The organism is Planococcus massiliensis (assembly GCF_000821325.1).
GTDB classification, from domain to species: domain Bacteria; phylum Bacillota; class Bacilli; order Bacillales_A; family Planococcaceae; genus Planococcus; species Planococcus ruber.
In genome coordinates this window covers 1,635,525-1,649,103 of sequence record NZ_CCXS01000001.1, presented here as the reverse complement: position 1 = coordinate 1,649,103, position 13,579 = coordinate 1,635,525, and the positions used below count along the sequence as shown (strand labels likewise).

The window sequence follows — 13,579 nt, the reverse complement described above, 5'->3', positions numbered from 1 at the left end:
CAAAAAAGAACCTGCCAATCTTTCGGCAGGTTCACTTTTTTCACATTTTGCAGAAAGTTTGCAGACTCAGTTATTTGCTGTCAAATAATCCGCAAACTCAGCTTCCGTTGACGCTTCCGTATAATCCATGGCTGACATGCCGTCATTTCCTGCAATGGTCGGGTCCGCACCTCTCTCAAAGAGTAGCTGTGCCATCCCATAGTCTTCGTAGTAGATGGCCGTGCCGATTGCTGTGTCGTAATCGTCTTCCGTATTGACATCGGCTCCCGCATCAATGAGGAGTGAAGCCATTTCGCTGTCGCCGTTATAGACGGCATACATCAAGGCGGAGGCACCGCCGGAGTCGACAGCATCCACATCGTCGCCATCCGCTATAGCCGCTTCCGCATCAACGAGATTCCCTTCGTCCGCGGCCGCAATAAGCGCTGTTTGCCCTTCAACGGAAAACCCTTCGTCGCTATAAAGTGCATCATCAAAGCCGCTTAGAAATTGAGAATAGACTAAGGTCCCACCAGCAAAAAGAGCGATACTGACAAAATAAACGCCCATGATCCCTGCAAAAATCAGCGCGGCGCCGATAGCAATTCTTCCGGTGTTCTGGGTATAGACCCGGGCATCGCTCTCTTCAAATTGCTGGATCGCCTGAATGCGTTTTGGCAAGAGCGGGTGCGAAGAAAGCACTTCGCTCAACCAGACGATGCCGTTTGATTCGGTCGAAATCTGTTCGCGGTATGCCTCTTCATTGACTTCGGTGTACATTTTTTTGCCGATGCCAAGAAGCGTCAGCGCCCGTTTCGCTGCTGCAGCGTTCTGAATGGCAAAAGCAGCATGCCGGTCGCACGTGTATTCACATGAGCGGCTGTACGCTTGGCTCAGGAATGGAATAAACCCGGCTGGCACAATCAAAAGGTTCTTCCAGACATGGCGGCGTTTTACGTGTGCCAGTTCATGCGCGATGATAAAATCGAGTTCTGCTTGTCCCTGTTCGCGTGCCAGTTCAAACACTTCCGAATACAAAACGACCATATCGCGCCCGAAAAAGCGGGTCGCAAAGGCGTTCAATGCACCTTCTGATTGGATCACAAAAACTTCCGGAACTTTCTTAAGCTCCATTTCTTTTGAAAGAATTTGCACTCTCTCGTAGACATCCGGAAATTGGCGTTCGTGGATCCGCATGCCGTTTCCGCGTATGGATCCCAACATCATCGCGTTGGCAAAAAGCATGAAAGCAAAAATAATAAGTGCGATGGCAATGCCGACGACGGAAATGATGGCGAATACATAAACCAGGATGCTAAAGATTAAGCTGATGATAAAATAAATGGTTTCCCTGTTCGATTGAATTGCTGACCTGTCCAATAATCCTCTTCCCTTCTTAATGGAATAACTTACATATAATAGCACATTACTTTGGAAAGAAATACTTGAATTCAGAGTATCTTCCCCTTTCCTTTTTAGATCTTTTGGCCTTTACTTATTTATTCATATCCGCTACACTGAACTCAACCGGGCAAACCCGGCCCACAAAAACCGCATACCGTTTACTGCACTAGGGGTGCCCATTATGGCTGAGATGCAAGCGCAAGCTTCGATCCCTTATAACTCGATCAGGTTAGGACCTGCGTGAGGAAGTGCGGCGCATTTCTGAAATGATTCCTTTTGAAATTATTTGTAGATTATGGCTGCATCTTCACGGATGCGGCCTTTTTTGTGTACATTTTTAGGAGGAATTCAATATGGAACCATTGCAATGCGGCACGAGCCCGATTGTCGGATTTCGCTTTTCGCTTCATCCGATGACTGGCGATTTCATCAAAATCATCAAAGGGGCGCTGAACGAAACCGATACCTCAAATGTTTGGATGCACACAGACGACGTCTCGACCGTCATTCGGGGAAAACAGAATCACGTCTTCAATGTCGCAAAAGCGCTTGCCTTGCATGCGGCGAAAACTGGTGAACACGTGGCACTTTCCGGCACGTTTTCCATCGGCTGCCCTGGCGATTCGGCAGGAGATGTGTATTTGGAAAAATCGGATGAACTGTTGAATACGGATGCGACGAAGCAATACGTTTCTTCGCAATTTGCGCTTTATCCGATGAACAATCCGGATTACATGGCGGTCATTTACCGGGAAGTTGACCGGGCAAAAGAACGCGGCGTCTTCAACGACTCGATGCATTACGCGAGCGGCATCCACGGCGACATCCATGACGTCTTTGCCTTTTACGAAGAAGCATTTGCAAATGCGCGTTCTGAGGAGCATCGCCACCTTGTCATGACGGTTTCGATGAGCATCAACAGTCCTTCCCACGGAGGCAAATAAAATGCTGAAATCGTGGAAATTAAAAGAAGTGGTATTGATGTCTTTGTTTGCGGTCGTGTTCGGCATCGTTTACCTAGTGTTCGTCCATGTCTCGAACATCTGGGCCGCTGTGATCGGACCCCTCGCTTATGAATGGATGTTCGGCATCTGGTTCATCGTTTCCATCATCTGCATGAACATCATCCGGAAACCCGGTGCAGCCGTCCTATCGGAATCGATGGCTGCGGCAATTGAAGTCCTGCTCGGGAATGCGGTCGGCCCCCGCCTTCTTCTGTCCGGCATCGTTCAAGGATTAGGCGCAGAAGCCGCATTTGCACTAACCGGCTATAAGCATTTCAATCTTGCGGTGCTGATGCTTGCCGGTGCCGGTTCGGCCGTTTTCAGTTTTGTTTACGGCTATTTCATCTCCGGCTATGCCGCGCTTGATCCTTCCTTTGTCGCTTTGATGTTTACGCTTCGCGTGATCAGCGGCATGGCCATTGCGGGAATCGGCGGGAAATTCATCTCTGACGGGCTGCTTGCGACCGGTTCGCTTCGCGGCTATGCGATTTCCCGTTCAACGAAGGGTGATGCCCGTGCATGAGACGATTTTTTCTTTTCGAAATGTCCGTTTCCGTTTTCCTGATGACGAACAACTTACTTTAACCGATTTATCTTTTGATATTCACCGCGGCGAACGCGTTGTCATTTCAGGGCCGAGCGGCTGCGGAAAAAGCACGCTGGTCTATTTGCTGAATCGCTTATATCCGTTCAACTGCGATGGAATAATTTCAGGAAGCCTCCAGCTTTTTGGCAAAGATGCTGAAGAATATGCGCCTGGTGAAATCAACCATCGGATTGCGACCGTTTTTCAAGACCCCGATTCCCAGTTCTGTATGCCGACTGTCGAGGAAGAACTGGCCTTTACGCTGGAGAACTTGCATGTTCCGCGCGAAATGATGAAGCAAAAAATAACGGAGGTTTTGGCGTTGACCGGGTTGTCCGCTCTTCGCCACGAAGTGATCCAATCCTTATCCGGCGGAATGAAGCAGCGAGTGGCTGCTGCTTGTGCATTGATCATGGAGCCTGAAGTGCTGCTTTTGGATGAACCGATTTCACATTTGGATCCGGTGACTGCAAAAGAATTCATCCTCTGGCTCGACCGTCTGCAGCATGAATTGGATTTGACCATTGTCGGTGTGGAGCACCGGCTGGATTTATGGGATTCCTTTTTCAGCCGAGAAATCCAATTGGATCGTTCCGGCTCTATAATTGGCGATAAATTAGCTACAGCTCATCCCCCTGTTTTATTGCCGGAACGGGCTTCGACGATGGTTCCAGAAACAGTTTTGAAGGTCAACGGAATGGCAGTTAAAGCCCACGGAAAAGAACTTTTATCCGGCTTATCATTTACCGCAAACCGGGGCGAAATCATGATTGTCGCTGGGCCAAACGGCAGCGGAAAGTCGTCATTATTAAAAGCATTGTGCGGCATTTATGCGCTTGATGCGGGCAGCATTCAATCGCCCGGCATCGGATTCGTGCCGCAGTCTCCCGAGTATCTATTTTTGGAAAAAACTGTAGTAAGAGAGTTGGCGTTTTCAGGCATTGCCTCTTCAGCCCAATTGAACGATTTAATGGAGCGCCTCCGCTTGAAAGAAATTGAAAACGCCCATCCGTTTTCAGTGAGCCATGGTCAAAAACGCCGTGTCGCGACCGGTGCGATGCTTGCCGACCGCCGCACAGTCCTTCTGATGGATGAACCCACTTCCGGGCAGGACGCTGCGGCACTTCTCGAATTGCATCGGCTGATTTCGGAACGGGCGGATGAAGGAGTCACTTTCTTGATCGTCACACACGATATGGAGTTTGCTGAGAGCCTTGCCGATTCTGTCCTGCTGATAAAAGACGGAAAAATGACAGGAAAATATCCTGCTCAAGATGTTTGGAATCATGGCGAATTGCTCGCTGAACATCACTTGCTTCCACCGAAAGGAGCTGGACGGCTTGCGGAATCTTTTGCATGACATGAACCCTTCGCTAAAGTTCGTCTTGGTGGCCCTTTCGATGTTTGCCATCGCCTTTTTCTTTAATCCGTGGACACCATTCATTTTTTGGATTGGCGTTCTGCTCTTGCAAGTGTTCATGAGCAAAGTGAACTGGAAGGCCTGGTCCTTGTTCATGCTGCCCTTTGCGTTAGGCGCTTTTGGCTATTTATGGACGACCATCGTATTTGCTGCCGATACTAACGGCGACGTTGTATGGTCATTTCTCGAATTCCAAGTGACTGCTGAACAGTTGCAAACCGCCTTGTCGCTCGCGTTCCGAGTCATGGCATTTTCTACACTCTCACTCATGTTCGCTTTTACAACCGATCCGGTGAAATTCATCATGAGTTTGATGCAGCAATTGAAACTGTCTCCAAAACTTGCCTACGGCGTTCTCGTTGGCTATCAATTCCTACCCGTGATGAAAGATCAATTCCAGCAAATCCAGCAAGCCCATCGGCTCCGCGGCGCTGAACTTGAAAAAAATGCACTGCGCCGCCTGCTCGGCATGCGAAGAATCTTGATTCCGATGCTAGCCGGTGCTGTCCGGAATGCGGAGCGTTCCGCGTTTGCGATGGAAGCAAGGGGTTTTACTGGTGAAGCAAGATCTGACTATTTCGAGGTAATTAAGCTTAGAAAAGTGGATGCAGCCATGACAGCAGTTTTTCTTCTTTTGCTGGTTGCCAGCTGTTCTGCTGGATATTGGTTTTGATGTTTGAGGGCTTCTTTTGAGGCTCTCTTTTTCTTGCTGCTGGTTTTTGTTTTTTAAAATATCCTTATGTAGTTTATTACAAGTATTTGTGAAAACGCTCTTGTGTTTATTCTCGACAGCCTTTTCCTGTTTTTGCTTACTCTTTTGTTCAAATAAATGACCCTCATGTAATTTTCTACATTTGAAAACCAGAAACCCGCTCATTTTGTCAATGGCGGGCTTTTCAGTATGGCTCGTTGATACAGTAAGGCAAAGCCGTTCCTTTCCATATTGCGTGCAGACGAAGTTCCCGGCTTCGTCGTTACCGTGATGTATCGGCAGCCCTGCTCTTTTGCAAACCGGATGCGTTCTTCAATGAGCCGGTTTTGATAGCCTTTCCCCCTATAAGCTTGAAGTGTAGCGGTTAAAAACATCTCTGCCAGGTTTCCTTTGATGGCGATCGTCGCCCCTGCGGCGTATTCCTTCCCTTCTTTTAAAAGAAAAGCTGTATTGCCGGACACTTCCCAAAATGCGCGTACCGCTTCCATTGCTTCTTCCGTAGCTGTTTCGTCCCCTGAAATGCCGAGAGCCACTGTCCAGGCCCAATCGTAAGAATGGAACTCGTCCACTGTGACAATTTCTGCAGCCGGATTTCGGGCTGGTTCTTGCCATGTTTCGGTATCCAGGATCCATACGGAAAGAAAATGGTCGAATGTATAGCCCTTATTTTGCAACACGCGAATAAAAGCTTCGTTGCAAAAAGGGGTAATTTCCAAGTGCAGATGCTGCGCAATCTTCCGTGCAGCGAGTTCTGCTTCGATCGCTTTAAGATCTTGTTCGCACACCGTGTCGTCAAAGCCGAATCCGAGGCCATAGCAGTACGACGGCGTATAAAAAATTATCCCTTTCCCTTCTGCTGCCATATAATTCCCATTATAAGAAGAAGCGTTTTGCTTATGGATATCCATTTGCCTTTTCGTTCCATCGATTTTCAATTCTTCTATCGCTTTTGCCAAAGCAAGATTATTGATGGCTGCCATCTTTTTCTCCTCCGATCAAAAAAGCACATGAATTGCCGGAACAATTCATGTGCTTTTATTCGTTTGCTATTCCTGTACTCCGTAGGTGATTTCATCTTCGTCTTTTGCGTTGACTCCATTTTTGATGTGGACGACCGTCCGCAAAATCAATTTTGCTTTTGGCGCATCCAGTATCCAGCGTTCGTCCGGAACAATTTCAAATTGCTGCATGACGGTTTTTTTTGATTTTACAGAGCCTGCAAACTCCAACGTCTGCTTGGCCACTGTATGTTCAATGATGTCAAAATCGCTGTCTTCCCGGTAATTCTCGATTTGCTTCAACACATTCAGCTCGATATAGTCAATTTCCTGGTCGCTTTCCCCGCCGGTGAAATAGACGGTGCCGTTCAAGGTTTCGCCTTCGTCTAAATGCGGCCTTTCAACTACAGTGTCGATTTGCATCGAACCAATGCCGATAGAAGATAAAAATTGTTTGAAATTCATACATGGAAACCCCCAACTTTTAATAATCTTTCTATACCACTGCCATTAATTTCTCAAACTGCTAGTTCAGCTCGGTGTAGTCGTATTTGTTTTCAAGAGCCGGTTCATGGCGGTTATACCGCCGTTTGAATAATTTGTACAGATGCGACACTAATACGCGCACCAGGGCATACATCGGTATCCCCAAGATGACTCCGGCTATGCCGAATAGGGATCCCGCTGTCAGCAAAACGAAAATAATCGTCACCGGATGGATGAACATCGTTTTCCCCATGACTTGCGGCGATATCAAATTGCCTTCCACCAATTGGACCACAGTCCAGACGATCGCAAGCTTCACCAGCATGAACGGCGAAGTCACCAATGCGATAATTGCTGCCGGCGTAATGGCAATCGCCGGTCCAAGATACGGCACGACACTCGTGACCATGGCGAGAACCCCAAGCAGCAGTGCATAATCCATGCCGATAATGAGAAAGCCGATGTAGATCATGACGCCAATACAGAAAGCGACAATGATTTGTCCTTGGATATATGCGCCTAATTGCTTATCTGCTTCCGACAGCACTTCACGCGTATCGTGGCGCAAACGAGGCGGCAGCAGCTTCACGAAATACTCCGGAAGCTTCTCCCCGTCCTTCAACAGGTAAAAAAGGATAAACGGAACAATCACAATGGATAAGATAACGGACGTAATCGTCGAGATCAACCCTGTCACTCCGGAAATAATGGTCGTTACCGTGTTTTGCAGCGTGTCTGTAATATTGCCGGGCAGCGTCGCCACCAACTGCTCAATATCAAAGCTTGAACCCGTATAATAGTCGCCGATGTAGGATGTCCGCAAAAAAGCATCCAGATCGGTTAAAAGCTGCATGAAGTAATTCGGAAATTCCATGATCAAATTCTGGAATTGCGTCTTCAAGAACGGAAATACCAATACGACTAGTAAGGTGATCAGTCCGACGAGCCCGAGGAAAATGATCAAAATCCCCCAAATGCGCGGAATTCGAAATCCTTCCAATAGCCGAAGAATCGGGCGCAGCAAATAATACAGGATCAGTGCCAGTACGACTGGCAGCACGACCGTTTTCATGAAAACACTTAAAGGGTTGAAAATGAAAGAGACTTCCCGGAAGATGAAAATCACCAATCCGAGAAGTACAAGGGCAATCAAAGTGAAAAGCGTATTCGTTCCACCTAGAAAGCGAATAAAATTCGTCGAAAAAAAAGATTGTTTTTCCGGTTCCATTGCCACTCCTACTTTCTGAAATATTTCTCTATCTATCAGTTTAACATATTGTCAGACTATTCATTTCAGAGTTTGGGATAAAAATTCGGACAAAGCTTGTCTGTTCTTTTCCATATCCAGTTCCAGAACAGAACCCGCATGGGAATAAGATCCGTAGCTATAGCCATCTTTTACAGGAATCGTCAGGCGGTCCAAGTCGCTGCCGCCGTTCAAAGCCAGCTGCATTGCCAATTTCACTTGGTCTGTTGAAGGAATGTCCGTCTGGATATATCCTTGGACCGCCCCTGCAAGTTTCGGGTATTTCGGAATCCCCGACACGCTGATCAGTTCTTCCTTCATCGCAGACAGCACTTGCTGCTGGCGGCGGACACGGCCAAAGTCGCCTTCATTGTCCGCTCGGAAGCGGGCGTAGCCAAGAAGTTCCTTGCCGTTCAATTGATGCGTGCCTTTTGTTAAGGACACGCCGATTTTTTCAGACATGTCTTTTTCGACTTCAATTTCCACGCCGTCCGGTGCTGCAATATCCACCAGCTGTTCGAAGTTTTTAAAGTCGATCAATGCATAATGCTGGATCTCGATGCCGAACATGCCGCGAAGTGTGTCAGCCAGTAAGTCCACTCCGCCTAAATAATAAGCGGTATTCAGTTTATATGATTGGTAGCCCGGGATGTCTGCGTAAATATCCCGCATGAACGAAGTCAATTTCACTTCATCCGTCTGTTTATCATGCGTCATGAGCATCATCGTATCCGTACGCGATTTTTCTTCTCCGCGTGTGTCGATGCCCAGCACTAAAATATTCTCGAATTCGTCGTTTTCCGGATCGCCGTTGAATGTCACCGGAATTTGCTCTGTATTTTCAGCGAGCTTGCTGCCGTTTTGAAATTGGATAAACACGTATGCCCCTATCGCTAGAATGGCAATGAATAACAATAAAAGTAGTCCACGGAGGCGGAACCGTTTTTTCTTGCGCCGGCCTCTCCTGGCTTGTTGGCGTTCTTCTTCCATACTCTACACGTTCCTTTCTGAATCGTACCTTACATGAGACGCCTAACCGCTTAAATAGGTTTCTGTTTCATAAGTATAAACATATTTATTGTGCGAAAACAGTGGGAGTGGTAAGATTTTTTCATTAACTGCTTTGAATAGAAGAAATTGTCACCTAGAAATGAGAGGAGAAAACGATATGACTGAAAAAGCGACATTTGCAGGGGGCTGCTTCTGGTGCATGGTCAAGCCGTTCGACCAGTTTGACGGCATTGAACGCGTCATTTCCGGCTATAGTGGAGGCCATGTAGAAAACCCTACATACGAGCAAGTGAAGTCCGGAACAACCGGGCATTTGGAGGTTGTGGAAATCACGTTCCAACCTGAAATCTTTTCCTATGAACAGCTGCTTGAAATTTTCTGGCAGCAAATCGATCCAACCGACAATGAAGGGCAATTCCAGGACCGCGGTTCTTCCTACCGTCCGGCCATTTTCGTCCATAATGAAAAACAGCGCGAATTGGCGGAGAAGACAAAACGCGAGCTGGATGAAAGCGGCCGTTTCAAGAAGCCCGTGGTCACGGAAATCCTCGATGCGGCTCCGTTTTATGCAGCAGAAGACTACCACCAGGATTTCTACAAAAAAAATCCCGACCATTATACGGAAGACCGCAAACAATCCGGGCGCGATGAATTCCTTGATGCAGTTTGGGAGCAAGACAAAGTGAATCAGTAAAAAGAAACGAGCTGTTCCAATTTGGAACAGCTCGTTTTCCTGTTTCTTCTATATAATTACTCGTCGGCCAGCCCTTTGACGATTCCTTCCACTTCCTTTAAGGAATGGATTTCATAGGTTGGCTTAATCCCGGTTTCATTTTTCTTATGCTGCGGATTAAACCAGCAAGTTGCAATGCCGTAATTGTTCCCGCCCCGGATGTCTGAAGAAAGGGAATCTCCCACGATCAATGCTTTCTCTTTTTCTGCCCCTTCCAGCTTTCCAAATGCATACTCGAAAATTCCAGGCTGCGGTTTTTGGAATCCGGTTTCTTCCGACACGATAATGTGTTCAAAAAGATCGGCAAGCGGTGAATTTTGGAGCCTCATCTTCTGGACTTGGCCAAATCCATTTGTGATGATGGCGAGCCGGCAACCTTCAAGGGAATGGCATAGCTCAACTGCCCCTTCAATCAAATGCGTTTCGTTGCCGAGATGCGTTAAATACGATTGGCTGAAAAGCTGCGGATCGACTGCCACTTCATGGTGGGCAAACAAACGCTGAAACCGTTCGACGCCAAGTTCCGGCAAAGTAAGCGTTCCTTCTTCAAGATCCTTCCATAGAACGCTGCTGATTTCACGGTAGCTCGCATGATAATCTGCGAAGCCTGTCGGCATTTTATAATCCATAAAAGTATTATGTAAAGCTGCCTTTTCAGTTGCCGGAAAATCGAGCAAGGTATCATCAATATCAAATAAAACCACTTCATATTTCATCTTTTATTTCTCCTTTACGCGATTTCAAGTTGTGAGGGCTTTTTTTCGTTTGCTTAAGAGAATGGCGAATAGAGCGAGCAGCACGATATAGCTCATAAAGAGCACTAAGGTCAAATCGTGGCTTCCGAATCGGTCGTAAAAGAAGCCGACGCTAAACGGCATGATGCTTGAAATGATATACCCTCCCCCTTGGATCATCGAAGTCCAGCTGTTTACATCGTCCGCCCGTTCGTTTTCATCAAGCGGCATCAACAGGGCTATGGGGAACAACCCGCCTAACGTAAAGCCAAGGCAAACGGCTGCTGGCCATGCGAGCACTAACTGATCCATCATGAGAAGCCCTATGCCAGATGCTCCGAAAAGAAGGCTGACCATCGTCCAAAACAAACGGCTCGGAAATTTCGCCAAAAGCGCCGGAATCGATAAATTCCCGACCAATTGAACGGAAGTCATGACGGTGAGCACAGCACTGGCAGCCAATACCGTCATTCCTTTTTCAATGAGAATCGGCGCAAGCCACGTGATCATCGAAAAAAACAAGGCCGATTGAAGGCCGAAAAACACCAGCATGTACCAGGCGCGGCGATTTTTCCATGGAGAATTCCCCGGGCCAACAGTTAAATCATCTTCCAACCCATCGCTTTTCGGTTCGTTGACCCGGAACCAAAGGATTAACGCGATGACTGCCAACGCTCCCCAGCTGGCAAGGGCGAGCGGCCAATCCGTCCATGTGTAGAAAACGCCGGTAAAACCGGTTGATAACGTAGCGCCGAGACCCAAACCAAAAGAATAGACGCCGATCAAAGACGTGGTTTTCGTTGGGAAATTCCGTTTGATCATCGCAGAAATCAACGGACTGATAATTGCAATCGACAAGCCGATAAAAAACGAGCTGGCTAACAGCACGGCAAATGTCGGAGCAAGACCTCGAACAAAAGTCAAAGCGCCGATGACCACGATTAAAAAGGCCACTGAACGCTTCATCCCGAATTTCCGGTTGAAGACGACAGCAAGCGGAGCAAACAAGCCCATGCAAAACACCGGAATCGACGTCAGCAAACTGACCTGGCTATTGCTCAAGCCGAGATCCGTACGGATGATTTCAAGCACCGGCCCGACAGATGAAATGGCCGGCCTCAAATTCAAAGACACAAAAAAGATGGCCATGACCATCAAGCCGAGCGCAGATTTCTTCTGCAAAGCAGCCATAATTTTATTCCCCTTTCGCATCGGGCATACACAAACTTGTGTTCCCCGCAAGATTTTATTAAAATGAAGGTTGAAAGGCGGGTCATCCAATGAAACTTGTAAACTGGAGCTACGCAAAACGATATAATATTAAAGCGATATTCGATGAATTTCCGCACGTGGTGGTGCTGTTCCGGCAAATCGGCGGCTATTATTTCATCTTTTCGATGAAAGGCCTGACGAAAGAACATATTCCAGAACGCAAAGATTATGTGAAGATGGAGTATTTGCTGAACAAGGATCTCGGATTGCTTGATGCCTATAAATTGCGCAAATACAAATAAAATACACATTGCTTTAAGTTTATCCCAGACTGCATGTGATTGCTATCGATTTTGGCGGGATTCGTGGTATACTCTTCTTATTGTGAAATTTAGGAGGTACGTTTAAATGATAGCTGTAAATGATGTAAGTCTTCGCTTTGGCGACCGTAAACTTTTCGAAGATGTCAATATTCAATTCAACCCCGGCAACTGCTACGGATTAATCGGCGCAAACGGTGCGGGCAAATCCACGTTCATCAAGATCCTATCTGGTGAATTGGAAGCGCAAAGCGGCCATGTAGCTATGGGTTCAGGCGAACGCTTGGCTGTACTCAAGCAGGACCACTTCGAATACGAAGAGCACGCCGTTTTGGAAACGGTCATCATGGGCCACAAAAAACTTTATGATATCATGGCTGAAAAAAATGCGATTTACATGAAAGAAGATTTCTCTGATGAAGACGGCATGCGCGCTGCTGAACTCGAAGGCGAATTCGCTGAATTGAACGGTTGGGAAGCGGAATCGGAAGCGGCCATTTTGCTGCAGGGCCTTGGCATTTCTGAAAACCTCCATGACAAAAAAATGGCGGAACTTTCCGGTTCCGATAAAGTAAAAGTATTGCTTGCCCAAGCCCTATTCGGCAAGCCGGACGTCCTTCTTCTGGATGAGCCGACGAACCATTTGGACTTGAATGCCATCAAATGGCTGGAAGAATTCTTGATCAACTTTGAGAATACCGTCATCGTCGTCTCGCATGACCGCCACTTCCTGAACAAAGTCTGCACACATATTGCGGATCTCGATTTCGGCAAAATCCAATTGTATGTAGGAAACTACGACTTCTGGTACGAATCGAGCCAATTGGCAACACGCCTTGCAAGCGACCAAAATGCGAAAAAAGAAGAGAAGATCAAAGAACTTCAAGCGTTTATCGCCCGTTTCTCCGCAAATGCTTCCAAATCGAAGCAAGCGACGTCACGGAAGAAAATGCTCGATAAAATCGAGCTGGATGATATCCGCCCTTCTTCCCGCAAATATCCGTTCGTCAACTTCACGATCGGCCGCGAGATCGGCAATGACGTGTTGACGGTTCGCGACGTGAGCCAAAAAGTAGACGGCAATCAATTGCTGAATAACATCAGCTTCAATATGAACAAAGAAGACAAAATCGTCTTGATCGGCGATCCGCTTGCAAAATCCGCTCTTCTCCGCATTTTGGCTGAAGAAGACGAGCCGGCAGCAGGTACGATTTCATGGGGCGTGACGACTTCACGCGCTTATTTGCCGATCGACAACACGGCGTATTTCGAAGGCAGCGAACAATCGCTAGTGGATTGGCTGCGCCAATACTCGCCGGAAGACGAAAGCGAAACTTTCCTTCGCGGCTTCCTCGGCAGAATGCTCTTCTCCGGCGAAGAAGTGAAAAAGAAGCCATCAGTCCTTTCCGGTGGCGAAAAAGTGCGCTGCATGCTTTCAAAAATGATGCTTTCGCACGCGAACGTTTTGCTTTTGGATGAGCCGACAAACCACTTGGATCTTGAATCCATCCAAGCGCTCAACAACGGCATGATCGCTTTCAAAGGCGCGATGGTCTTCACTTCACATGACCATCAGTTTATCCAGACGGTTGCGAACCGCGTCATCGAAATCCGTGAAGACGGCTCCATCCTTGACAAGCAATTGAGCTACGATGAATTCCTGGAATGGAAAGAAGCTCAAGGCATCACCAACTAATGATTTTAAACCGCCTCTCGTCTGGAGAGGCGGTTTTT

At 47.4% G+C, this 13,579-nt stretch carries 14 protein-coding genes and 1 riboswitch; of the genes, 7 read left to right on the top strand and 7 right to left on the bottom strand.

The genetic code is table 11. The features are described 5' to 3' along the window. Nucleotides 1–66 precede the first annotated feature (66 nt). The gene (locus BN1080_RS07995; RefSeq protein ID WP_052651532.1) at nt 67–1,359 is read right to left on the bottom strand and encodes a M48 family metallopeptidase; all 1,293 of its coding nucleotides are present in this window, start codon (nt 1,357–1,359) and stop codon (nt 67–69) included. 182 nt (nt 1,360–1,541) lie between these two features. Next, nucleotides 1,542–1,647: riboswitch (TPP riboswitch) on the top strand. Between the two features lie 89 nt (nt 1,648–1,736). Between BN1080_RS07995 and BN1080_RS07990 the strand changes: the two genes are divergently transcribed. The 4 genes from BN1080_RS07990 to BN1080_RS07975 are packed head-to-tail and all read left to right on the top strand — an operon-like array spanning nt 1,737 to nt 5,066. Then, nucleotides 1,737–2,327, top strand: coding sequence for a YkoF family thiamine/hydroxymethylpyrimidine-binding protein (locus BN1080_RS07990; protein ID WP_052651530.1), 591 nt, complete (start codon nt 1,737–1,739; stop codon nt 2,325–2,327). A gap of 1 nt (nt 2,328) precedes the next feature. Next, a complete protein-coding gene (locus tag BN1080_RS07985) occupies nt 2,329–2,910 on the top strand; it encodes an ECF transporter S component (RefSeq protein WP_052651528.1) in 582 nt (193 codons plus the stop codon). Further along, a complete protein-coding gene (locus tag BN1080_RS07980) occupies nt 2,903–4,333 on the top strand; it encodes an ABC transporter ATP-binding protein (RefSeq protein WP_052651527.1) in 1,431 nt (476 codons plus the stop codon). Before BN1080_RS07985 ends, BN1080_RS07980 begins: the two co-directional genes overlap by 8 nt. Further along, nucleotides 4,314–5,066 (top strand): energy-coupling factor transporter transmembrane component T family protein, encoded by a 753-nt coding sequence (locus BN1080_RS07975; RefSeq protein WP_234398946.1) that lies wholly within the window; start codon nt 4,314–4,316, stop codon nt 5,064–5,066. The genes BN1080_RS07980 and BN1080_RS07975 overlap by 20 nt, the downstream gene beginning before the upstream one ends. Before the next feature lie 200 nt (nt 5,067–5,266). On the opposite strand, the gene BN1080_RS07970 is transcribed toward BN1080_RS07975, so the two are convergent. From BN1080_RS07970 to BN1080_RS07955, 4 genes are all read right to left on the bottom strand, one after another. Then, nucleotides 5,267–6,085 (bottom strand): GNAT family N-acetyltransferase, encoded by an 819-nt coding sequence (locus tag BN1080_RS07970; RefSeq protein WP_052651525.1) that lies wholly within the window; start codon nt 6,083–6,085, stop codon nt 5,267–5,269. 66 nt (nt 6,086–6,151) lie between these two features. Next, nucleotides 6,152–6,568 carry a sporulation protein gene (locus BN1080_RS07965; protein WP_052651523.1) on the bottom strand — a complete coding sequence of 139 codons (417 nt, stop codon included), beginning with the start codon at nt 6,566–6,568 and terminating at the stop codon, nt 6,152–6,154. Between the two features lie 61 nt (nt 6,569–6,629). Beyond that, nucleotides 6,630–7,817: an AI-2E family transporter gene (locus tag BN1080_RS07960; RefSeq protein WP_052651521.1), complete on the bottom strand. Its 1,188-nt coding sequence runs from the start codon at nt 7,815–7,817 to the stop codon at nt 6,630–6,632. 60 nt (nt 7,818–7,877) lie between these two features. Beyond that, nucleotides 7,878–8,825, bottom strand: coding sequence for an LCP family protein (locus BN1080_RS07955; protein WP_052651520.1), 948 nt, complete (start codon nt 8,823–8,825; stop codon nt 7,878–7,880). Between the two features lie 178 nt (nt 8,826–9,003). Between BN1080_RS07955 and msrA the strand changes: the two genes are divergently transcribed. After that, nucleotides 9,004–9,540, top strand: coding sequence for a peptide-methionine (S)-S-oxide reductase MsrA (gene msrA / locus BN1080_RS07950; RefSeq protein WP_052651518.1), 537 nt, complete (start codon nt 9,004–9,006; stop codon nt 9,538–9,540). A gap of 56 nt (nt 9,541–9,596) precedes the next feature. On the opposite strand, the gene BN1080_RS07945 is transcribed toward msrA, so the two are convergent. Together BN1080_RS07945 and BN1080_RS07940 are read right to left on the bottom strand one after the other, a co-directional pair. Continuing rightward, entirely contained in the window at nt 9,597–10,295 is a 699-nt protein-coding gene (locus BN1080_RS07945; protein WP_052651516.1) for a YjjG family noncanonical pyrimidine nucleotidase, read from the bottom strand. 24 nt (nt 10,296–10,319) lie between these two features. Next, the gene (locus BN1080_RS07940; RefSeq protein ID WP_052651514.1) at nt 10,320–11,504 is read right to left on the bottom strand and encodes an MFS transporter; all 1,185 of its coding nucleotides are present in this window, start codon (nt 11,502–11,504) and stop codon (nt 10,320–10,322) included. Between the two features lie 89 nt (nt 11,505–11,593). Between BN1080_RS07940 and BN1080_RS07935 the strand changes: the two genes are divergently transcribed. Continuing rightward, the gene (locus BN1080_RS07935) at nt 11,594–11,827 is read left to right on the top strand and encodes a hypothetical protein (RefSeq protein ID WP_052651512.1); all 234 of its coding nucleotides are present in this window, start codon (nt 11,594–11,596) and stop codon (nt 11,825–11,827) included. Between the two features lie 106 nt (nt 11,828–11,933). After that, entirely contained in the window at nt 11,934–13,541 is a 1,608-nt protein-coding gene (locus BN1080_RS07930) for an ABC-F family ATP-binding cassette domain-containing protein (protein ID WP_052651510.1), read from the top strand. The last annotated feature ends 38 nt before the right edge of the window (nt 13,542–13,579 follow it).

Excerpts from the sequence above, each read along its gene's own strand:
- BN1080_RS07945 (WP_052651516.1), bottom strand. The coding sequence starts at position 10,295 with ATGAAATATGAAGTGGTTTTATTTGATATTGATGATACCTTGCTCGAT.
- BN1080_RS07965 (WP_052651523.1), bottom strand. The coding sequence starts at position 6,568 with ATGAATTTCAAACAATTTTTATCTTCTATCGGCATTGGTTCGATGCAA.
- BN1080_RS07985 (WP_052651528.1), top strand. The coding sequence starts at position 2,329 with ATGCTGAAATCGTGGAAATTAAAAGAAGTGGTATTGATGTCTTTGTTT.
- BN1080_RS07990 (WP_052651530.1), top strand. The coding sequence starts at position 1,737 with ATGGAACCATTGCAATGCGGCACGAGCCCGATTGTCGGATTTCGCTTT.
- msrA (WP_052651518.1), top strand. The coding sequence starts at position 9,004 with ATGACTGAAAAAGCGACATTTGCAGGGGGCTGCTTCTGGTGCATGGTC.
- BN1080_RS07960 (WP_052651521.1), bottom strand. The coding sequence starts at position 7,817 with ATGGAACCGGAAAAACAATCTTTTTTTTCGACGAATTTTATTCGCTTT.
- BN1080_RS07970 (WP_052651525.1), bottom strand. The coding sequence starts at position 6,085 with ATGGCAGCCATCAATAATCTTGCTTTGGCAAAAGCGATAGAAGAATTG.
- BN1080_RS07935 (WP_052651512.1), top strand. The coding sequence starts at position 11,594 with ATGAAACTTGTAAACTGGAGCTACGCAAAACGATATAATATTAAAGCG.
- BN1080_RS07955 (WP_052651520.1), bottom strand. The coding sequence starts at position 8,825 with ATGGAAGAAGAACGCCAACAAGCCAGGAGAGGCCGGCGCAAGAAAAAA.
- BN1080_RS07940 (WP_052651514.1), bottom strand. The coding sequence starts at position 11,504 with ATGGCTGCTTTGCAGAAGAAATCTGCGCTCGGCTTGATGGTCATGGCC.
- BN1080_RS07930 (WP_052651510.1), top strand. The coding sequence starts at position 11,934 with ATGATAGCTGTAAATGATGTAAGTCTTCGCTTTGGCGACCGTAAACTT.